Origin of the sequence: Rhizobium sp. BK312, assembly GCF_014193605.1 — a bacterium.
Classification (GTDB): domain Bacteria; phylum Pseudomonadota; class Alphaproteobacteria; order Rhizobiales; family Rhizobiaceae; genus Rhizobium.
Genome location: NZ_JACHZP010000005.1, coordinates 13978 through 35149, shown reverse-complemented (window position 1 = coordinate 35149; position 21172 = coordinate 13978). Strand labels below are relative to the sequence as shown.

The 21172-nt window shown below is 60.1% G+C and carries 20 protein-coding genes; 6 read left to right on the top strand and 14 right to left on the bottom strand.

Annotated features, from left to right (window positions below; genetic code table 11):
• The first annotated feature begins 31 nt into the window (after window positions 1-31).
• Window positions 32-1639, top strand: coding sequence for an inorganic phosphate transporter (locus FHT85_RS15010; RefSeq protein ID WP_112338519.1), 1608 nt, complete (start codon window positions 32-34; stop codon window positions 1637-1639).
• A 140-nt stretch (window positions 1640-1779) separates the two neighbouring features.
• On the opposite strand, the gene FHT85_RS15005 is transcribed toward FHT85_RS15010, so the two are convergent.
• The 6 genes from FHT85_RS15005 to FHT85_RS14980 form a co-directional block, all read right to left on the bottom strand.
• Complete coding sequence (locus tag FHT85_RS15005) at window positions 1780-2223, bottom strand: MucR family transcriptional regulator (RefSeq protein WP_246780001.1); 444 nt, start codon at window positions 2221-2223, stop codon at window positions 1780-1782.
• 191 nt (window positions 2224-2414) lie between these two features.
• On the bottom strand, window positions 2415-2981 hold the full coding sequence (locus FHT85_RS15000; RefSeq protein WP_112412821.1) for a helix-turn-helix domain-containing protein: 567 nt from the start codon (window positions 2979-2981) through the stop codon (window positions 2415-2417).
• A 46-nt stretch (window positions 2982-3027) separates the two neighbouring features.
• Complete coding sequence (locus FHT85_RS14995) at window positions 3028-3816, bottom strand: EAL domain-containing protein (RefSeq protein WP_112412822.1); 789 nt, start codon at window positions 3814-3816, stop codon at window positions 3028-3030.
• Window positions 3806-3961 (bottom strand): hypothetical protein, encoded by a 156-nt coding sequence (locus tag FHT85_RS14990; RefSeq protein WP_162700984.1) that lies wholly within the window; start codon window positions 3959-3961, stop codon window positions 3806-3808. The genes FHT85_RS14995 and FHT85_RS14990 overlap by 11 nt, the downstream gene beginning before the upstream one ends.
• A 186-nt stretch (window positions 3962-4147) precedes the next feature.
• Window positions 4148-4921: a sugar phosphate isomerase/epimerase gene (locus tag FHT85_RS14985; RefSeq protein WP_246780000.1), complete on the bottom strand. Its 774-nt coding sequence runs from the start codon at window positions 4919-4921 to the stop codon at window positions 4148-4150.
• Window positions 4922-5190: 269 nt separating this feature from the next.
• Complete coding sequence (locus FHT85_RS14980) at window positions 5191-7068, bottom strand: adenine deaminase (RefSeq protein ID WP_112412853.1); 1878 nt, start codon at window positions 7066-7068, stop codon at window positions 5191-5193.
• 326 nt (window positions 7069-7394) lie between these two features.
• Between FHT85_RS14980 and FHT85_RS14975 the strand changes: the two genes are divergently transcribed.
• The 4 genes from FHT85_RS14975 to FHT85_RS14960 are packed head-to-tail and all read left to right on the top strand — an operon-like array spanning window position 7395 to window position 11159.
• The gene (locus tag FHT85_RS14975) at window positions 7395-8432 is read left to right on the top strand and encodes an ABC transporter substrate-binding protein (protein ID WP_112412824.1); all 1038 of its coding nucleotides are present in this window, start codon (window positions 7395-7397) and stop codon (window positions 8430-8432) included.
• 46 nt (window positions 8433-8478) lie between these two features.
• Window positions 8479-9303, top strand: coding sequence for an ABC transporter permease (locus FHT85_RS14970; protein ID WP_112412825.1), 825 nt, complete (start codon window positions 8479-8481; stop codon window positions 9301-9303).
• Window positions 9303-10094, top strand: coding sequence for an ABC transporter permease (locus tag FHT85_RS14965; RefSeq protein WP_112412854.1), 792 nt, complete (start codon window positions 9303-9305; stop codon window positions 10092-10094). Before FHT85_RS14970 ends, FHT85_RS14965 begins: the two co-directional genes overlap by 1 nt.
• Before the next feature lie 6 nt (window positions 10095-10100).
• Window positions 10101-11159 carry an ABC transporter ATP-binding protein gene (locus FHT85_RS14960; RefSeq protein WP_112412826.1) on the top strand — a complete coding sequence of 353 codons (1059 nt, stop codon included), beginning with the start codon at window positions 10101-10103 and terminating at the stop codon, window positions 11157-11159.
• A gap of 651 nt (window positions 11160-11810) precedes the next feature.
• Here FHT85_RS14960 and FHT85_RS14955 read toward each other — a convergent pair.
• The 6 genes from FHT85_RS14955 to FHT85_RS14930 form a co-directional block, all read right to left on the bottom strand.
• Window positions 11811-12770 carry a sugar phosphate isomerase/epimerase family protein gene (locus FHT85_RS14955; protein ID WP_112412827.1) on the bottom strand — a complete coding sequence of 320 codons (960 nt, stop codon included), beginning with the start codon at window positions 12768-12770 and terminating at the stop codon, window positions 11811-11813.
• A gap of 17 nt (window positions 12771-12787) precedes the next feature.
• Entirely contained in the window at window positions 12788-13795 is a 1008-nt protein-coding gene (locus FHT85_RS14950) for a Gfo/Idh/MocA family oxidoreductase (RefSeq protein WP_112412828.1), read from the bottom strand.
• A gap of 10 nt (window positions 13796-13805) precedes the next feature.
• The gene (locus tag FHT85_RS14945; RefSeq protein WP_112412829.1) at window positions 13806-14780 is read right to left on the bottom strand and encodes an ABC transporter permease; all 975 of its coding nucleotides are present in this window, start codon (window positions 14778-14780) and stop codon (window positions 13806-13808) included.
• The gene (locus FHT85_RS14940) at window positions 14780-15556 is read right to left on the bottom strand and encodes an ATP-binding cassette domain-containing protein (RefSeq protein WP_007695014.1); all 777 of its coding nucleotides are present in this window, start codon (window positions 15554-15556) and stop codon (window positions 14780-14782) included. Before FHT85_RS14940 ends, FHT85_RS14945 begins: the two co-directional genes overlap by 1 nt.
• 17 nt (window positions 15557-15573) lie before the next feature.
• On the bottom strand, window positions 15574-16530 hold the full coding sequence (locus tag FHT85_RS14935; RefSeq protein WP_112412830.1) for an ABC transporter permease: 957 nt from the start codon (window positions 16528-16530) through the stop codon (window positions 15574-15576).
• Between the two features lie 99 nt (window positions 16531-16629).
• A complete protein-coding gene (locus tag FHT85_RS14930) occupies window positions 16630-17661 on the bottom strand; it encodes a sugar ABC transporter substrate-binding protein (RefSeq protein ID WP_112412831.1) in 1032 nt (343 codons plus the stop codon).
• A gap of 201 nt (window positions 17662-17862) precedes the next feature.
• On the opposite strand from FHT85_RS14930, the gene FHT85_RS14925 reads away from it, so the two are divergent.
• Complete coding sequence (locus FHT85_RS14925; protein WP_246779999.1) at window positions 17863-18888, top strand: LacI family DNA-binding transcriptional regulator; 1026 nt, start codon at window positions 17863-17865, stop codon at window positions 18886-18888.
• A 62-nt stretch (window positions 18889-18950) separates the two neighbouring features.
• On the opposite strand, the gene FHT85_RS14920 is transcribed toward FHT85_RS14925, so the two are convergent.
• Window positions 18951-20084: a Gfo/Idh/MocA family protein gene (locus FHT85_RS14920; RefSeq protein WP_112412833.1), complete on the bottom strand. Its 1134-nt coding sequence runs from the start codon at window positions 20082-20084 to the stop codon at window positions 18951-18953.
• A gap of 26 nt (window positions 20085-20110) precedes the next feature.
• Window positions 20111-21172 (bottom strand): sugar phosphate isomerase/epimerase family protein, encoded by a 1062-nt coding sequence (locus tag FHT85_RS14915; protein ID WP_112412834.1) that lies wholly within the window; start codon window positions 21170-21172, stop codon window positions 20111-20113.

The following is a 21172-nucleotide window of genomic DNA, read 5'->3' as shown; positions in this document are numbered from 1 at the left end:
GACGATATCAATTGCCATAAAGGAGTTTGGGATGGTCGACCTCGCTTCAAACACATCGGAGGGTGGCAATGCCAACCATCCAATTCATGGCGCAGGCAGCTCGGCAAAATGGTTTCTGCCGCTCTTCGGCATCGTCGTCCTGGCCGGTCTCGTCTATGTCGCCTACGCTCTCGGCAGCGATCTTGCGGAGGCCGCCGCAGTTCCGTGGATATTGCTCGGGCTGGCGCTGCTGATCGCGCTCGGCTTCGAATTCGTCAACGGCTTCCACGATACTGCCAATGCCGTTGCCACCGTCATCTACACGCGCTCGCTGCCGGCGGAGTTCGCCGTCATCTGGTCGGGCTTCTTCAACTTCCTCGGCGTTCTGACCTCATCGGGCGCCGTCGCCTTCGGCATCCTGGCGCTGCTGCCGGTCGAGCTCATCCTGCAGGTCGGCTCCGGCTCCGGTCTCGCGATGGTCTTCGCCCTGTTGACTGCCGCCATCATCTGGAATCTTGGCACCTGGTATCTCGGCCTGCCGGCCTCGAGCTCACATACACTTGTCGGCTCGATCATCGGCGTCGGCCTCGCCAACCAGTTCCTGGCACCCGCCGGCTCCGCCACCAGCGGTGTCGACTGGTCGCAGGCAAGCAGCGTCGGCATGTCGCTGCTCTTGTCGCCGATCATCGGCTTTGCCATGGCCGCCCTATTGCTGCTGGTCGCCAAGGTGCTGATCCGCAACAAGGAGCTCTACGAAGCGCCGAAGGGCAATGCACCGCCTCCGCTCTGGATCCGCGGCCTGCTGATCTTCACTTGCACCGGCGTGAGCTTCGCCCACGGCTCGAATGACGGCCAGAAGGGCATGGGTCTGATCATGCTCATCCTCATCGGCCTCGTACCGACCGCCTTCGCGTTGAATAAGACGCCCGACGTGAACTATCTCGAAGCTTACAAAACTGCCTCGACGCAAGTCGAGACGGTACTCGGCAAATATGTGAAGCCGGGCGTTGCCGCACCGGCCGATCCGAAGGCCACCGTCAGCAGCGCCGTAAAGACCAAGACCTGGACGGACGCGACGACACCGGCTCTTCAAGCATATATTCATGCCACGAGTGCGGAGATCGCGGCCTATCCAAGCGTCGAGAAGCTGCCGAACGGGCTCGTCGGCAACGTTCGTAACGATATCTATCTGATCGGTGAATCGCTGAAATTGATCGACAAGCAGAAGCTGCTGCCGATGAGCGCCGAGGACCTGAAGGCCGTGACCAACTATCACGCCGCCGTCGATCACGCGACCAAATTCATCCCGCTCTGGGTGAAGGTTGCCGTGGCGCTGGCGCTCGGCCTCGGCACCATGGTCGGCTGGAAACGCATCGTCGTGACCGTCGGCGAAAAGATCGGCAAGACGCATCTGACCTATGGCCAGGGTGCTGCCGCCGAAGTCGTCGCCATGCTGACCATCGGCGCCGCCGACCATCTCGGCCTGCCGGTATCGACGACGCACGTCCTGTCCTCCGGCGTCGCCGGCACCATGGCGGCAAACGGTTCCGGCCTGCAGTGGTCGACGGTGCGCAACATGCTGATGGCCTGGATCCTGACGCTGCCGGCTTCGATCACACTGGCCTTCGTGCTGTTCATCGTGCTGCGCCAGGTCTTCTGATCGACAGCGGAGACTATTCCTGAAGACGGTGGCGCCCTGACGAGGGCGCCATTTTGTTTGCAGCATTGCGCGGACGAATTCTCACGGAGCACACAAGCAGCGCCGGTCAAGCGTGTGCGAAACGCCTGTTCCGAAATTGCTCAGTCGACGGTTTCCCTCTTGTTGCCGTTCGCACCGAGGCCGGAAATCTTGGCAAGCTCCGAACGGCGATTGGCATAATTCTGCGCCACCATCGGGTAGTTGGGAGCAAGCCCCCATTTCTGCCTGTATTCCTCGGGCGTCATGCCATAATGCACGCGCAAATGACGCTTCAGCGTCTTGAAGCGTTTGCCGTCTTCGAGGCAGACGATGTAGTCGTTCGTCACCGATTTCTTCAAATCCACAGCCGGCACCAGATTGGCGCGCTCGACGATGGAAGCCGACCCATCCAATGTTAGCAACACCTCATGAATGTCCTTGATCAGCCTGGGAAGGCTGTGGATGGGAACGGCATTATGGCTGACATAGGCCGAAACGATCTTCACGCAGCCATCGAACAAGGAAGGCTTCGGCAGAGCGGGGGTTTTTGTCTCGAAAGAATCCATGATCTTTTCCCGGATCTCATTGGTTCCTCGTGCGCCGCCCCGCTCGAATTGCATCATGTGCCATACCCGCGGACGGACATCGCACCGTTTCGATTTGCGCCCTGTTTCGGGGCGCTGTCCCGGTTCGATAACCGGGGCTCAATGCGTCCGCATCAAATGCGTACGCAATTACAGCCAGTAGCTTCCGCCTCCTATTTCGTATCCGCAGCAGACTGCGGCAGTTCGCCGGCAGGATCCGCGAAGTAGACCGCCAGCTTGTTACAAAGGGTGACGAGCGGCATGCCAAGCATGAACGCCGTGTGAGTGGGATCTCCGCCGCAATGCTGCAAAGTCTGGAGAATGAGCTTACGCTCAACATCCTCCATCGTCTGGCCCACCAGTGTTTTGACGGCGGCATCCACGGGTTCGTGCAGTGATTGGCCATCGCCAAGATGGAGAGCAATCTCCTCGAGCAATCGATTTTCACTTGCGGTCACGATGACGACATCATCGGCATGACCGCCGAGTTCACACAAGACATAGAGACCCGTCTCCGCATCGATGGTGACGCGGGCCACCGCCTCGGCGGCCTGATCGCAAATGAGGACATGTGGGCCTGCTCCGCCGACGAAAGTGGCTGACAGCTCACCGCCGCTTCCGGAGAAGACGATGCGAAGCCGGCTGACCAGGGCGCGCAGCAATGTCTTCGTCTTGAGTTCGCTCGCCGCACGCGCCGCCGATATGTGATAGGCCGATGTGAAAGCCAGTCGCTGCATCATGGCATCACCTGCAGAGCGAGAATGACAGGCTCCGGTGCGCAATTGTTCATGCCACCCCCCGCAAGACAGCTTTGCGCTTATGACGTCGAAGCCGCGCCAGGGAAACCGGCCTCGAAAGCAGGAAACCCTGGACATGCGTTGCGCCCGCCTCCTGCGCGGCATTGAGTTGAGTGCCGGTTTCAATCCCCTCGACGACGACAAAAGGAGCGAAACAGGATGCAAAACCGACGATGTGGGAGAGGCTATTGCTTCCGTCGCGGCCAGGCCTGTTATCCCAGACAAAGGCTGCATCGATCTTGACGATATCTGCAGGCACCTGCAGCAGCGATGCCGGCGTGGCAAACCCAGACCCGAAATCATCGATCGCGATACGACAACCGAGAGCACGAATCATCTTCATGCGTTCGATGGATACGCCGACGACCGGATAGCTTTCGGTGACCTCAATGACAAGCCGCGAGGCAAGTTCCGATCGGCGGCTGATTCGGCCGAACACATCGGCAAACCGATCCGAATGCGACAGGCTGGTGGCGGAGAGATTGAAACCGAGTACCAGCGTCTCATCCGCAGCCAGGTCGGACAGCACCATATCCAGAATACGCAGATCGAGATCGAACCAGCGATCCTGGCGTTCAAGGAGCGAAACGAAGGTGCCGGCCGTATGCACGGTTCCGTCCGAGTCCGTTACGCGTGCCAAGCTTTCGGCATAGAACACCTTGCCGGGATTCGCGGCATCATGAATCCACTGCGCGGCAAAACCCAGCCCGCCTTCGGCAATCGCCTTCAAGATCAGGGCTCCGTGCCCCTCTTCCTCGCGGCTTGCATTACCGTTCATCGGGCCTCCCTTTCGGGGCGAAGCGGCAAAGCATCGGGAAGCCGGAAGCAGCAGCCGCGCGCGGCGCATATCGCGTCCAAACATAGGACTTCAGATAGCTATAATCTGCCTCTTCCATCTTCCAGACACCTTCAACCTCAATCATTGAGGCTTCCCTCCATCGAGCTGGAAATATTGCGCCGAAGACCGTAGTCAACCGGCGAGGATATGCGTACGAGATAGTTATTTAATAATTGCTAATAGACTAATTAACGATCACTGCAAAAGTCAATCTCCGCGCGGCACTCTTCCTTTCAACTAAATTAAAATATTAATGCTCTTCAACAATTATTCACCATTTGGGGCGGGACCACCAGCCACTTCGCTTCGCAGACTGTAGAGCCAAACCTAAATGTGACAAATCCTTGTGCCACAATCTTTCCCATTCCAGGCTCACGATACCGCTATAGCCATCGGCGTCGAGCACCCAACGCAGCGCCGCCATCGGGAACTCGCCGGTGCCGGGCTGTACATAACTGTAGGGCAGCCTGGGCCCCGGCCGGGAAACGCTGTCCTTGACATGGAGATGGTGCGTATTGCGACGAACCTGCCTCCAGGTTTCGACGGGATCCTGCCCGCCCTTGCGCCAAGTGTGATGTGTATCCCATATCAGCGCGCAATCTGGGGCTATTTCAAGGAAGCGCGGGATGGCGTCCGGCAGTGCTAGGAAATCATGGGTTTCGATGACCATATCGGCAAGAAAGCCTTCGCGCACGGCGATCTCACGCCACCATTGCAGCGTGGCCAGCGCCTCAGCCAGCTCGCCCTCATCGGCGGTTTCACCACCATCGAAAACCCTGAGCGAACGAACGCCGGCGGCCTCCGCCCAAGGAAGATAGCGCAGGAACTCCTCCTTCGCCTGGGCCGTCGCTCCGACCAGACGCAACGAAGTATTGAAGGCGCAGACGCCTACGGCAGAGCCTTCCAGCACCTTGGCCAAGCTTGCGGGAGAGCCGAATCTGTCCGTGAAATAGGCGACGAGATCGATGGTGCTCCCAAGGGCTCGGATTTCTATCGCATCGATGCCGTGGTTTGCCGCCAGTTCGAGGGCTTCGACCAGTTCCAATTCCGCACATCCCAAAGTGGAAAATGCCGATGTTATTCGCGGCGCATGACTATCAAGTGCAATCACCAGAGCCTCCTCCGCCCTGTTGCCGGCTACCGCCGCTTAACGTGCCCGTGAACACGCCCAGCCTCCACAGCTTGCCGCTCGACATAAGTAACCGGACGGATAATTAAGAAGCTGGCTTCCACCGTCAAGCGCGGATTACAGGGCCGCCCTCATCAACCTTCTATACCGCAAGGCGGATATTCCGAATGGTCTGGCGGATATCCTTACCAGACGATCGGGTGAGTTTCGCCGGTCGCGACATTGACGAAACCTTCCGGCGCCCTTCCGGAGGGAGCGACCAGCACCCAGCGCCAGGGCGCGCAGGTGAGCGTCGCAAAGGAAAGCCGTTCGGGAAAGCCCGGCCACCAGCGCGGCGAGAACGTCGGCTCATACATCCAGTCGATCTCGGCCCCGGCCTTATACAGCGCCTGCATCTCCGCATCCAGCTCCTCGGCCGAGCGTGCGGTCATCAGACCGCCGACTTCATAGCGAACGCGGGCGACGACCTTGCCGCCCGAGACCAGCACCCAGCCGCCCTGCTGCTCCTTCAGCGCGTTGGCGACCATGGCCATGGCTTCATCGGAGGAACCGACCACCCAGATATTGTGCTTGTCATGGCCGAGCGTGGCGCCGAGCGCAGTATCCGGCGTGCGCGGGCCTGTTCCCAGCCAGAACATGCGCGCGACCTTGGCCTCGCCGGAAAAGCGGTCGACGATCGCGAATTTCGTGACGTTGCGATCATGGTCACGCTCAACGGCACCATCGCGGACCGGCAGATCCATGGTGATGAAATCATCGGCCCAGTGGAACGGTCGCAGCAGGGCAGCCTTGGCCGTGGCCTCATCTGACGGAGCGACAATGCGAAAATCTTCCGCCGTGACGATACGATCGATGCGAACCGTCTGCGTCGCCCATGCTGGCCAGTCGACCTCGGGGCGAACGCCGACGAAGGTCTTGCCTTCGGATGCCGGCTTGCCATCGGCCCAGACCTTGGCGATCGATAGCGTCTTCACATCGTCCAGCAGCACGATATCGGCAAAGCGGCCGGGCGCGATGGAGCCGACCCAAGGAGTCAGGCGCATGTGGCGGGCGGGATTGATCGTCACGCATTGAATGGCGATTTCCGGCGCCAGCCCGTTTTCGATTGCCAGGCGGACATTGTAATCCGTAGCACCGATCTTCAGCGTATCGCTGGCGCTGCGATCGTCGGTAACGAAGGCGATCTGCGACCAGTCGGACAGGCCTTTCTCGATCAGGCCCTTGATGACCTCGGGCAGGGAATGCGGCCTGAGCTCGATGAACAGGCCATGCGTCAGCTTTTCCCAGATCTCCTCCAGGAACCAGCCTTCGTGATCGGAAGCGAGGCCAGCGCCGGCAAAGGCATTGATCGACGGCAGATCACGCAGGCCCGCGCCGTGACCTTCGACCACGCCGCGCTGCTCGAACGTCGCGCGGATCATGCCCCAAAGACGATCGTAAGCCGGATTCTCCGGGTTGCTGACCGAGGGCCAGTCCATGACTTCGTCGAGGCCGGCCACCATCAGGCTCTCATTGAGAAAGGACTTCTGCTCGTCATAGCCGAAATGACCGCCGCCCCATTCGTAAGCGGTCGGCGGAACGGCCGATCCCGGCAGGGGGAATATCTTCATCGGCGAGCCGCGGCGGCGGGCCTCGAGCCAGAATTCCAGATTGCGGGTGCCATTCACGTTGGAAAACTCGTGACTTGCCTCGCAGGTCCAGGTGACACCATGCGGCATGACCAAGGCCGCTTCCCATTCCGGGGTCAGATGCGAGCTTTCGATATGCTTGTGGGCCTCGCCGAAACCGGGAACGGCTGCGAGATGCGGCTCGTGCACGCGCTCGCTCACCTCGCCCTGATAACTGCCGGCCGGGCCGACATAGGCGATCCGCCGGCCCTTGATGACGACTTCCTGATCCTCCAGCCAGCTGCGGCTATGCACATCCAAAAGCCTGCCGACGCGCAGCAGGCGGTCCGCCGGACGGCGGCCGAGCGCGGTCAGCGTCAGATCCTGACGGATCAGGACTTCGTCCGCCGCATTAATGAGCAGATCGTCGGGAAGATTTGTGTTCGGGGATGTCATGAGAAGCATGCCTGCAGGATATTCGGTCGATTGAGGGTAGAGATGACCGATCCGCGTGTAAAGCTGGCTGGCCCACCGGCAGAATAATCGCATGTGAAGTGAAGGCATTGCTGCGCTACTCCGTCTCCCGAGCAGGGAGAAGAGTTCGCGGATCTCAACGAGATTCGATGGCTAGACATCGCTGCGTGACGCAACATATTCATCCTATCAAAGGCAAAAACCACCACCCTGCCCATTTGTTGGGCTTGTAAAGCCGGTGCTCGAAAAATAGTATCCTGCAAGCTTGAAACATATGCCCGATTTCATTGACCAAAAGGATTTCGAGAATGAACGGCCTCACCCTTGCCCGTGTCGCGGGATTTGCTTTCCTTGCCGCGGCAACCGCCATGCCGGCCTTCGCTCAGGCAAAGACGCTGACCGTTTCCTGGTGGGGTTATAATGGCGAGAAGATGCAGGCCAACATCATCGAGCCCTTCAAGAAGATCTGCGGCTGCGACGTGGTCTTCGAAACCGGCAACAATGCCGATCGCTTGAACAAGCTGAAGCTACGCAGCGGCAAGGGCGTCGACGTCATCTATCTCACAGACAGCTATTCGCAGCTTGGCATCCAGCAGGGCCTCTTCCAGGAAGTCGACCGGAGCAAGATCCCGAGCCTTGCCGATCTCTACGATATCGCCAAGGCGCCGCAGGGCGATTACGGCCCGGCTTACACGATCGGCCGCATCGGTATCGTCTATGATACGGCGAAGGTGAACCCGCCGATCACCTCCTGGAATGATCTCTGGCGGGACGACCTGAAGGGCGCCATTTCGTTGCCCGGCATCACCACGACAGGCGGGCCGCTGACGGTGCTCCAAGCCGGCAAGCATGCCGGCGTCGATTCCTATGCCGATGCTGACAAGGCCTTCGACGCCATCGAGGCGCTGAAGCCAAATGTCGTCAAGAACTACAATACCGGCTCCGAGCTGGTGAACCTGATCTCGACGGGTGAGGCCAAGGTGGCGATGACGCAGGATTTTGTTCTGTCATCGTTGCGATCAGCCGTTCCGACGATGGCCTGGGCCGACTTGAAGGAGGGCGACATCGCCGTCCTCAACACGGTCAATATTCCGAAGGGCTCGGAAAACGTCGAGCTCGCGCATCAGTTCATCAACTTCATTCTATCGAAGGACGTACAACAGGCCGAAGCCGAACAGGGTGTCGATGCACCGGTCTCGACCAAGGTGGTGCTGCCGCCGGAAAAGGCCAAGCTCTGGACCTACGGCGCCGAGATGATCGCCAAGCTCAGCCGCATTGACTATCAGAAGCTGATCGAGGCGCAGCCGGACTGGGTCGATCGCTGGAACGAGATATTCGGCATGTAACAGGACATGCCGCACACTCCCGCGGCGTCCTCACGGAATTTAGTTGATGAAGCATTTTATGAAATGGGGGTTGGCGACGCCGGCGATCGTGGCCGTAACGCTGTTCCTGCTCGTTCCCGTCGTCATTACGATCGCAGCGACCTTCGGCGAACCCAAGGGGGTGCTTTCCCCCTATGTTGCTTTCTTCTCCAGCGGCTTTCGCCGCACGGTGCTTTTCAGGACGATCGAAGTGGCGCTGATCACAACGGCGATCTCGCTATTTATCGGCTTCATCGCCGCCTATGTGATTGCGCAGATGCCGGGCCGCGCCAAGAGCGTGATGATCATCGCCGCCGTCTTTCCGCTGCTGACCGGCGTCGTCGTGCGCTCCTTCGCCTGGCTGATCATTCTCGGCAAGAACGGCATTCTCAACACCATCCTCCTGTCGATCGGCGTCATCAGCGAGCCGCTCTCGATGCTCTACACCGAGGGCTCGGTGATCGTCGCGATGGTCTATCTCTTCGTGCCCTTGATGATCCTGACCCTTGTCGGCGTGCTTGAGGCCATACCGCAGGATTTTATCCAGGCGGCGACATCGCTGGGCGCCACGCCGGCCGCAACCTTCCGACAGGTCATCCTGCCGCTTGCCACGCCCGGCCTTATCGTCGGCGCAGTGCTGGTTTTCACCGGCAGTTTCACCTCCTACGCCACGCCGCAGCTGCTCGGCGGCGAAAAGCAGATGATGATGGGCACCTTCCTCTATCAGCGCGCCATGGTCACCTTCGACTGGGTCGGCGCCTCGACGATCGCCGCCATCATGGTTGTCGTCACGATCGGCATTGTCGCGATCATGAGCCGTCTCGCGCGACGGCTGAACCCGATGGCGGTATGATCATGACAAGAACGGCCCATCCCGCGCTCATCGCTTTCACCGCCCTCGTCTTCCTCTTCCTGCTGGCGCCACTCGTCATCATTATCGGCGCCGCCTTCAGCGACACGACCTATCTCACCTTCCCGCCGCAGGGCCTGACCCTGCACTGGTTCGCGAACATCTTCCGGATCGAGGCCTTCCGCACGACGGCAATCACCAGCCTGGAGCTCGCCTTCCTCGGAACGGCACTTTCGCTGCTGATCGGCATTCCCGCCGCCTATGCCATCAGCCGCTACAGGGTCGAGTTGCCGCGCTGGCTTTCGACACTCTTCGTCCTGCCGATCCTCGTTCCGGAAATCGTCTTCGGCTTTTCGCTGATGAAATCGATCACGATCGGGCTCGGGCTGCCGATCTTTCCGAGCCTCCTGATCGGCCATGCGCTGTTGGCGCTGCCTTATTCGGTGCGCGTCGTCAGCGCCAGTCTCGCGAGTTTCGATTTCTCGATCGAGGAGGCTGCCATCAGCCTCGGCTGTCCGCCGCTGAAGACCTTCCTGACCGTTGTGCTGCCGAACATCCGCGCCGGCGTCATCGCCGCCTTCATTCTTGCCTTCATCACCTCCATCAACGACGTCTCCGTCTCGGTCTTCCTGACGGGGCCTGGCATATCCACCCTTCCGATCCAGATCCTTGCCCATATGGAACAGTTCTTCGACCCGACCATCGCCTCTGTTTCCGTGCTGCTGATGCTCGTGACCGTCGCCGTCATGGCGATCGTCGAAGCCACCCTGGGGCTCACCTTCCTGACAAAGTAGCCGCTCGTGACCGTATCGCTCTCCATCAATTCCATCAGCGCGCATTACGGCAAGACAGCCGTCTTGCAGGATCTTTCGCTTTCGGTCGCGGCTGGTGAACTGGTCTCGCTGCTCGGCTCCAGCGGCTGCGGCAAGACGACGACCTTGCGGCTGGTCGCCGGTTTCCTGCAGCCGACCAGCGGCACGATCAAGCTCGGCGACCGCGACCTGACGACGCTGCCGGCGCATGCCAGAGATATCGGCCTGGTATTCCAGAACTATGCGCTGTTTCCGCATCTGACGGTACTCGAGAACGTCGCCTTCGGCCTCAAGCAGCGCCGCATGCCGACGAGGGAGCGCCTCGCGAAGGCCGGCGCCATGCTGGAGCGCGTCGGTCTTTCCGGCCTCGGTGACCGCCTGCCCGGCGCCCTCTCCGGCGGCCAAAAGCAGCGCGTCGCGCTCGCCCGCGCCCTCGTCATCGAACCGCCGCTCCTCATGTTCGATGAGCCGCTGTCCAATCTTGATGCGAAGCTCCGGGTCGATATGCGCGTGGAAATCCGCCAGCTGCAGCGCGCCAACGGCACGACCTCGCTCTACGTCACGCATGATCAGGAGGAAGCCTTCTCGATCTCGGATCGCGTCGCCATCATGAATGCCGGCCGCATCATGCAGCTCGATACGCCCGAGACCCTCTACCGCAAGCCTGCCAATAGCTTCGTCGCCCGCTTCGTCGGTTTTGAGAATCTGCTGCCGTTGCGTGTTGTTGAGCGAGAGAGCGCCGTCGTCATTGCCGAGGCTGCAGGCGGCGCAAGGATCACGCTGTCTCAGAAAGATTTCGGTCCGATTCCAGACAGCTGCATTCTTGGCTGCCGCGCGGATGGTCTTTCGGTTCGGCGCGAAGGCAACGGCCTGCCTGCGGTTCTGGGAACACGCACTTATCTTGGCCGCGCCTATCAATATCAATGTGAGACGGCGGCCGGCGCCATCGTCGCCAATGGCCCCTTATCGGAGCCGATGACGGCTGGAAGCAGCGCGGTGCTCGTGCCGGTGCCGGAGCAATGCTGTATCCTGGAGCCCGAAGGATAAGATGCACGTTGATCTGGGATCTCGAGGTACGATTGGTTTCCCGCCCACGATATTGTTCTTGGGAAGGATGCGCTTTGTTTTGGGGCAGGCTTTAGAGTTTTGTGCCTTGCGGGGTGTGTTTGGCCGCTTTTGGGCCGCTGGCGAGGCGTTAAATGTTCGATGCGTTACCAAACACAAAAAGCCCGCTTGAGGCGGGCCTTTTTGTATTTGGTTTTGTAGGCAGGCTTTGAACCGTTCGCGTTGCTCGCCCTTCCGGTTATGGTCCTGAGGCGGGAGGATCTAGCATCGCCATTGAAGCTGGGTCTTCGCGCGAGCGATAGAGTATGTCCAAGATTTCGCAAATAGGAGGGAAGGAAGGACTTGGTTGCGGGGGCCTGATCACACAGAAACTTGTAAAGTCTCAAGCCTCGGAGTGGTTGTAAGGAAATTATTTCCGCTTTACGCTGATCGTCGAAGAACTCGACGGATTAGCCCCCATTCGCCCGTTTCGGTCTTTTGGACGTGGTGTTGACCGCCCTCGGAATCGCCCTACTTTTGCCCGTGCTTATGATGATTTGGCAATAGAAGCGGACAGGTTCAGTGCACCTGCGATGTGATTGCCACCAAAGGCGTGAGGTTCACACCTCAGTGGCCATTCAGCGGGAGGACCGATCATATCGCCTGAGGCACGAAGTCGCTCGCAGCCACAGGCATTACGCCCTTGAGGAGTGCGATAGACTTCTCCAGCCCTTCGAGGCTGTTAAGCAGCACATCCTCGTGCTCGACCGACAGCCAACCGTCGTAGCCCGCCATCTTCAGGTGATAGCAGAATTGGCGCCACCATTCCTCGCCATGACCGAAGCCGAGCGTGATGTAAGACCAGCTACGGGCCGGGATGTCCATCAATGAGCCGTTTTCGAGAAGCGACGTCGTCGCCTGAACAGGACCGTTCAGCATCGTGTCCTTAGCATGCACGTGATATACGGCCTCACCCAGAGCCAAGGCCGCGACAAGCGGATCGGCGCCCATCCAGAACAGATGCGATGGATCGAGGTTTGCGCCAATGACCGGACCGACGGCGGCGCGCAGTTTCAGAAGCGATGGCACGTTGTAGACATACTGGTTGCCATGCAATTCCAGTGCGATGCGTGCGACACCGTTTTCTCTCGCGAGGGCGGCGATCTCCGTCCAGAACGGCAGAAGCTTTTCCTCCCACTGATAGCGGAGGATGGCCTGCGTTTCCGGCGGCCATGAGGAGACGACCCAATTTGGCATCAGATCGCCTTCACGGCCGGCGGGCAGGCCGGACATGGCGCACACCGTCTTGATTCCCATGTCGCCAGCGATACGGATCGTGTCCTTCAGGCATTCGCCCTGCTCCGGCTGGGTGGGATGCAAGGGGTTGCCGTTGGCGTTGAGGGCGATAATCTCCAGACCGCGATTTTCGAACGCTTTGGCGAAGTCGCGGCGCGAATCGGCGCTCGCCTTCATCGACTGCAGATCGAAATGCGGCGCGGTCGACCAGCCGCCTGTATTGACCTCGACACCCGAGACACCAAGTCGGACGGCGTTGTCGAGAAGCGCTTCAAAGGACATGCCGCCGAGGCTGTCGGAGACGAAGCCGAGTTTCATGAGTGGATCCTCTTTTGTCAGTGGTAGAGAGACGGCTTGTCCATCTTTGCGATTGTGACGCGCCCACCCTTCCGGAGCGCCTCGACGCCAGCTTCCGCGGCAAGAGAGGCGCAATAGCCGTCCCAGGCATCGGAAGCGATAGCCGGAAATACGCCGGTTCGAACGAAGTTCAGGAACGCCTTGTTCTGCAGCCGATAGGCTTCCGCGAAACGAGGACGCCAATCGGTTGCATAACGCTCGTACGCCATCAGTTGACCGTTCTGGCGGATATAGACCGGGGCATTGAGGAAGATCGATCCCTTCTCGCCGACGAGTTCGCCGCGCACGTCATAGCCATAGGCCGCATTGTTGTTGATTTCGATGTTCACAAGCTGGCCCTTGTCGGTTTCGAGGACCATGAACACCGGCGCTCCCGTCCTCGATGCATTAATGCCGGCCGGCTGAAAGACCGAAATTGCCGTGTAGTCGGCGCCCAGCACAAAGCGCGCGACATCCAACTCGTGGGGTGCGGAGTTGGTGATCGCCATCTGCCCGGTAAAATTCGCCGGCGCTTCGACGTTGCGGTGGAAGTTGTGCATCATGATCGCATGGCCGAGCGCGCCATCGTCAAGCCCCGCTTTCATATCGCGATAGGACGGATCAAAGCGGCGCATGAAGCCGAGTTGAACGAACTGGCGGCCGCGCGACACCTCCGCCTCGATCACGACCAGGCACTCCTTCGCGCTCTGTGACAGTGGCTTCTCGCACAGGGCCGGCTTTCCGGCCTCGATCGCGGCGAGCGACAGCGGCGCATGCGTTTCGTCGGGGCTCGCGATCAAGATGGCATCGACATCGCCTCGCCTTATGGTTTCGACAGGATCGGAGGCGATATCGGCAGCACCGCATTCGTCCGCTATCTTTCGGGCGCGCTCCGGCGCGGCATCGCAGACCACCTGCAAGGTTGCTCCCGGCAGATCTTCGGCGACAATCCGGGCATGGTCCGCCCCCATGATGCCGGCACCGATGATCGCTATTCTGACTGACATTCCGATATCCTTATTTCTTGAGAGCCCATTGGCGGAGGGACCGGTCGCCGTAGGCTGCGAGCACCACGATCACCCCCAATATCAGGATGAACCACTGCGGCTGCACACCCATGACGACGAGATAGGACTGGATGGAAGAGAGCACGAATGCGCCCATCAGTGCGCCGATCAGGGAAATGCGCCCGCCGGCAAGCAAACAGCCGCCCAGCACGCACGAAGCGATCGCCTGGAGTTCCATGAGCCGCCCCATCGAGCCATCCGCGAAGCCGAGCTTGCCGGCTTCCAGCGCTCCGCCGAAGGCGGCGAGCATGCCACACAGGACGAAGGCGGATAGTTTGATACGATCCACCCGGACGCCGCGGGAATGAGCGCTCTCGGCCGAGCCGCCGACGGCGAGAAGCCGGTTACCGAACGGCATCGCCTTCAACATCACCCAGAGAACGACGAGCACCACCATTAGCCAGTAGAAGGCTGTGTTGAAGTTGAGGAAGTCACCCCCGCCGAGCACGACGTAGGTCCAGCCCTTGCGCGCCGCATAGGGAATGGAGAACGAGAATCCTTCCGTTAACGCGATGGCGATGCCGCGGAAGATCATCAGCGTACCGAGCGTGATAATGAGGGATGGCGTACCGGTCCGCGTAACGAGCAGCCCGTTGATCAGGCCAATCGCCGACCCAACCAGTATCGCGGCCATGACGGCGACCGATGGATCGACCCGCGCCGCAAGCCAGAGATAGGCGAGCGCGCCCATCCCGAACGTCGATCCGACCGAGATATCGATCTCCCCGGTTCCAATCACCAGCGCGACGCCAAGGCTCATCAGCCCCAGGGTTGCCGTGACCTGCAGGATCGTCCCGATATTGTAGAGATTGGCCCAGTTGCCGTCCGAGGTGGCGGCGAAAATGACGACCAGAACGAGGCCGATCAGAAAAATGCCAAGCTCCGTATGACGCCGAATGAGCGGTTTGGCGGCCGACAGTGCCATCAGACCACCTCCTTCTTTTCAACGACGCGGCCGCCCTGGCGGATGACGTCCTCAAGCGCTTCGGCGGTCATGGCATCCGTGGATGCGTCAGCGACCTTTTCGCCGTTTTCCATGATGACGATGCGGTCGGCGAGCTTGTGGACCTGGAAGATGTCGTGGGTGATATAGATGACGAGCAGACCCTGCTCCTTGAGCTGCACGGCAATCTCGTTGACATGCTCGCGCTCTCGCACCGACAGATGGTTGGTCGGCTCGTCCATGATGATGACGCGGTTCTTGAACTCGACGGCGCGACCGATCTTGACCGACTGACGCTCGCCACCGGAGAGCCGCTCCACCTCGTCATCGGCGGAGACATTCTCGCGCAGGCCGAACTGCCGAATGACTCGGGCGGATTTTTCGCGCATCTTGCCGAAGTCGAGAAAGGGGATGCCGAGGATGCGTTTGACGGGTTCTCGGCCAAGGTAGAAATTGCGTGCAATCGACAGGTTATCGCAAAGCCCGACGGATTGCTGGATCGTCTCGATTCCCTGGTCGATGGCAAGCTTGGGGTGAAACTTCTCGACTTTCTTGCCGTCGAAAAAGACCTCTCCGGATGTCGGAGCATGGATCCCGCAGAGAACGCGGATCAGCGTCGTCTTGCCGGCGCCGTTGTCGCCGACCAGACCGACCAGTTCGCCGGCATGAAAGTCGACCGAGACATTTTTCAGGGCATGGAAGGCGCCGAAATAAAGGTCGAGGTTCTTGACCTGAATGAGCGGGTGATTGTTTGTCATTTGAGCGTCCTCCCGCATCAAACACTGTGCCCGAGGAAGCGGGCCAGTTTCTGGTTGAAGATGATTGCGATGATGAGCACGGCGCCGACGAAGGTGATGTACCAGGATGATGGCGCGCCGAGCGCGATCAGTTCGTAGCGCAGGCTGACGACGATGAGCGCTCCGAGAATGGCGCCAAGGATAGAGCCGCGTCCGCCGGTCAAGAGGCAGCCGCCGATGACGGCGGCGGCGATCGCTTCGAGCTCCATGTTTTCGCCGAGCGTTACGTGGGTTTGCGGCTGGTTGCACAGGGTCAAGATGCCGGCGAAGCCCGCCAGCAGGGAGCAGAGGATGAACGTTGCGATCTTGATGCGATCGGTCTGGACGCCGCGCGATTCCGCGCTCTCCCGGCTGCCGCCCGTCGCCAAAAGGCGGTTACCGAACGGTGTCAGCCATAACACAAGGGCAAGAACCGCAGCGACCAGGATCAGCCAGTAGATCGCAGCTTCGACGCCGAAGAGGCTGCCGCCCAAAAGCAGCGTCAGCGGATGGCTGCGCGCATCAGGCGAGAAATTATGGACCGAGCCGCCGGTCCATACATAGATGATGCCGCGCGCCGTAAAGAGACCACCGAGCGTGACGATCATCGATGGCAATTGTCCCTTGACGACCGCGATACCCTGGACGAGGCCTGCCGCCGCCGCAATGACCAGCGCCAGGACAAGGGAGCCGGGCACGCCGAGCGCCGGCTCCATGGTGATAAAGGCGACCCCGGTGAGGCCATAGACCGAACCGACCGAAAGGTCGATCTCCCTGGTGATGATGATCAGAGCCTGACCCATGGCCACGAAGGCAAGGATCGCCGTGAATTGGGTGACGTTCGATACTGTCTGAACGGTCCACCAACCCGAGAAATCGATCCCCGTGAAGACGGCAAACATGACGACGACACCGACGATTGCGCCGAGGCCCTGGTTTCGCAGAAGATGCTTCATGAGACTTGGACTCGCTGATTAGAACTGCGCTTGAGGCGCAATCGAAGGAAGGCAGCCGAGCCTTCAAGAGGCTCGGCTGCCCGGCTTCGGGAGGAACTCCTACCAGGTGTTCTGTTCGTTGTAGGCCTTGTCGCCGAACACGCCCCGAACCTGCTTCGCCCACTGATCGGCGTTGTCCTTGTCGATGATGATCGGGCCGGTCAGGATGTCGCTCTGAGGCGCATATCCGAACTCCTTGTTCCAAAGGAGCCATTCCATCGGCGCGTAGCCCTGCAGCCAAAAGCCCTGGCTATTGGTCGCGAGGATATGTCCCGCGCGCACGCCTTCGATTGAGACTGGACCTTCGTCGACCGTGAGGATTGTCATGCCCTTGTCGTCGACGTCGGGATCGAGCTTCATGTCGTTGGCGACACCCCAGGCCCAGGGCGCAGACCAGCCGGCAACCGTAAAGATGTAGTTGGTGTCCGGATTGGCCTGCAGGAAGGATTGCAGTGTGTTGCGCGCCGTCGCCGGCTCTGCGCCGATGAACAATTCGTCGAACTTGGCACCAACCGTCGCCATGGCGTCCTGCATGCCTTTGCAGCGTGCCTTCAGACCCTGGTGAGCGGAATCGTGGCTGGCGCATACGACATGCTTCGGCATTGGAACTTTGCCTTCCTTCGCCTGTTCGATGGCATATTCGCCAAGCTTCTTGCCTGTGAGGTATTCATCGCCGCCGACATAGGTCAGGTAGGGAATGCGCTCGCCTACGGGCCGACTGTCGGGAATGTTGAAGGCGACAACCGGGATGCCTTCCTCGATTGCCTTGCGCAAGGGCGCTTCGAAAGCGTCGGAGCTGACGATCGGCACGGCGATACCATCGGGATGGGTGGCGATCGCCTGTTCGAGAAGACGAACGTGCTCCTGGACCGAATAGTTGTTGGTTGAAATATACTCGGTCTTGACGTTCGGATACCGCTTCTCGAACTCCTTCAGCGACGTCGTCAGCCAGTTCATGTTCGGATCGTTGGACCCGATATGAGAGACCATGACGAAACGATATTGCTTGCCACTATCCTGAGCGTTGCTTGCGCTGCTCAATGCGGTTGCAACCAGCAAGCTCGAAAGCACAATCCAATTTTTGAGTTTCATGAGTTCCTCCTCCTCAGTTGGACGGTGCGATTATCTGGATTGCTTTTCCATCACTCAAGGGCTTTTAAGCTCATTTTATGATGGCATTACCATCAGTTCTGCCGCATTGTATAAATTGAAGCTAACCAGTTAGAAATTCAGAACTTGTGTGCCAAGTTCTTCTGTCATATGATGGCATTTACATCACGAATGGAGACAGCCTTGAGCAAGCGCCCCTATAACGGTACCTGGAAAGGTCCGACGGTCCACGAAATCGCCCATCTCGCGGGCGTTGGCGTGGCGACGGTCGATAGGGTTCTCAACAACCGAAGCGGGGTACGCGATAAAACCAGAGCGCGCATTCTCGCTGCGTTGGAGAAGCTCCGAAACGAAAACTCGGACAGGGACGTGCCCTTGCAGATTCGTCTCTTCTGCGAGTCCGGCGAAACCTTCAACGCGGCGATGGCGGGCGCCGTGACCGACGTGAATCGGACGCTTCCGGGCATCAAGATCGAGGGCCTCTACGTGCCGACGAGCGAACTCGACCCCATCGCTTTTGCGCGGAACATCGAGCAGGAGGGTGGCGACGCCGACGGCGTTGTGGTCATCGCGAGAGAACATCCCGCCGTCAACCGCGCCATCCGCAAACTGCGAACAGCCGGGATTCCCGTAGTTTGCCTGACGACCGATTTGCCGAGTTCGCGTCGGAGCGCCTTCGTCGGCAACGATCAGTATGCGGCCGGAAGCGTCGCTGCGCTTTTGATCGGCAATGCCCTGCCGAAAGAGCGCAACAGCATCCTGATCGTGATGAGCGTTCCCTTCCGCTGCCAGCAGGAACGTGAAATGGGGTTCCGCAGGGTCCTCCGCTCGGACTTCCCGCATCTCAGGATTGAAGAGCGCGTGATCTCCGACGAGCGGCCCGATAACACGTGTGAGCAGCTGCTTCGATACTTCGAGGCGAATGGCCATCCGGCGGCGATCTACAATGTCGCCGGCGCCAATCGCGGCGTTGCCAAGGCTCTCGAACACATAGGCAAGGCTCAGGAGACCGTGTTCGTCGGGCACGAACTCTCCAACCATTCCCGCGCGTTGCTGGAATCGGGCAGCATGGATTACGTCATATCGCACGACTTTGCCGGTGAGCTGACCTCGGCGGCGCGATGGATAAGAGACAATCTGAACGGGGTATCGACGGAACCACCTCATTCGCAAATCCTTCTTCATACGCGCTATAATTGCGGTCTTTGAAAAGGCGACCCTTCAATGGATCGTCCTCCAAGGGACATTGTCGCCGGCGGCGACGCGGTCCATCAGACCGCGACCGGCCGAATCCATGGTTGGATCGTTGCTTCTGCGCTATCGACCACAGCCTCAACGAAGGCGACGCCCTTCAAGCCGTCATAGGCGAGCGGCACATTCCGGCCGACCACACCTGGCTCGCGCTTTTCCTTCTGTGCGCGGATCGCTTCGGCGAAGCCTGCATAGAGGTTCGCGAAGGCTTCCAGATAACCTTCCGGATGGCCTGGCGGGGTCCGGCTGCGGACCTTCGCGTCTTCCGACAAGTCATCGGCGCCGCGCTTGATGATCTGGACGCGGCCTTCCAATGGCGCATAGATCAATTCGTTCGGCTGTTCCTGGAACCACTGAAACGACCCGCTGGAGCCGAAGACGCGCAACCGCACGCCGTTCGAGTTCCCCAAAGCGACCTGCGAAGACCACAACAGGCCTCGCGCACCGCCCTGATAGCGCATCATCACATGGGCGTTGTCGTCCAGCGCCCGGCCCTCGACAAAGGTCGCGAGATCGGCGGTGAGCGAGTCCAACTTGAGCCCCGTCACGAAACCTGCCAGATGATAGGCATGGGTACCGATATCGCCTATCGAACCACCCCGGCCGTTCTTCTTCGGGTCGGTACGCCATGCCGCCTGTGCGTTGCCCTTCTGCTCGATCGCGGTCGCCATCCATTCGAGCGGATATTCGACCTGCACGGACCGCACTGCGCCGATCTCACCACGCGCAACGCGCACGCGCGCCTCATGCACCATCGGATAGCCCGAATAGGTATAGGTCACACCGACAAAGCGGCCGGATTCGCGGGCGAGTTTTTCGAGCGCCACGGCGTCTTCCAGCGTCGCCGTCAGCGGCTTCTCGCAGATCACATCGAAACCCGCCTCGATCAGCGCCTTGGCGATCGGATAGTGGGTGAAATTCGGCGTGCAGATCGCCACCGCATCGACGCGGTCCGCGCGCCCGACCTCACCTGAGATGAGATCCTGATAAGAGCCATAACTGCGCGAGGGATCTAGGCCCTGCCCGATCGCGAATTCGCGGCCGCGCTCGGGGTCCACGTCGAAGGCACCGGCCACGAGCTGCCATTGCCCATCGAGCCGCGAGGCGAGGCGGTGGATGTTGCCGATATAGGCACCCTGCCCGCCACCCACCATGCCAAGACGCAAGGGTCGTTGAGCGCTCATTTGCCCTCCAGTCCGAGCATCGCCCGGTTAGCGCTGCGATTGGCGCCGGATTTCACGAAATCGTCGAAAGCCCGGTCCGAGACCCGGATGATATGATCCGCGATGAAACGCGCGCCTTCGGCCGCGCCGTCTTCCGGGTTTTTCACGAAGCATTCCCATTCGAGCACGGCCCAGCCATCGAAGCCGTAGGTGGTGAGTTTCGTGAAAATCGCGCCGAAATCGACCTGCCCATCGCCGGGGCTGCGAAAGCGCCCAGCCCGCTTCGACCACGGCTGGTAGCCGCCATAGGCGCCTGACTTGCCGTCGGGGCGGAACTCGGCGTCCTTTACATGGAAGGTCCTGATGCGTTCATGGTAGTGGTCGATGAAGGCGAGATAATCGAGCGCCTGCAGCACGAAATGCGACGGATCGTACATTAGGTTAGCGCGCGGATGCTCGCCCACCTTATCGAGGAACATTTCCCAGCTATGGCCGTCGTGCAGGTCTTCACAGGGGTGGATCTCGTAGCAGACATCCACGCCATGCGCGTCGAAATCGTTGAGGATCGGCGTCCAGCGTTTGGCAAGTTCTTCGAACCCCTCCTCGACCAGCCCCTCCGGCCATTGCGGATAGGGATAGAGATAGGGCCACAGCAGCGCGCCGGAAAACGTCACATGCCGGTCGATCCCGAGCCGTTGCGAGGCGCGGGCGGCAAAGCGCAACTGCTCCTCGGCCCAGGCCCGCCGTCCGGCCGGATTGCTGCGCACATGTTCCGGTGCGAAACTGTCCATGATCGTGTCATGAGCCGGATGCACCGCCACCAGTTGCCCGGTGATATGCGAGGCGAATTCGGTAATCTCAAGCCCGTGGTCGGCCAGCATGCCCTTCAGTTCGTCGCAATAGGCATCGCTTGTCGCCGCCTTCTTCATATCGATGAGACGCGTATCCCAGGTCGGGATCTGCACGCCCTTGAAGCCCTTGTCCGCTGCCCATTTCGCAAGGCTCGGCAAGGAATTGTAGGGTGCGTCGTCGGCCGCGAACTGAGCGAGAAAAACGCCTGGTCCCTTGATCGTGCGCAT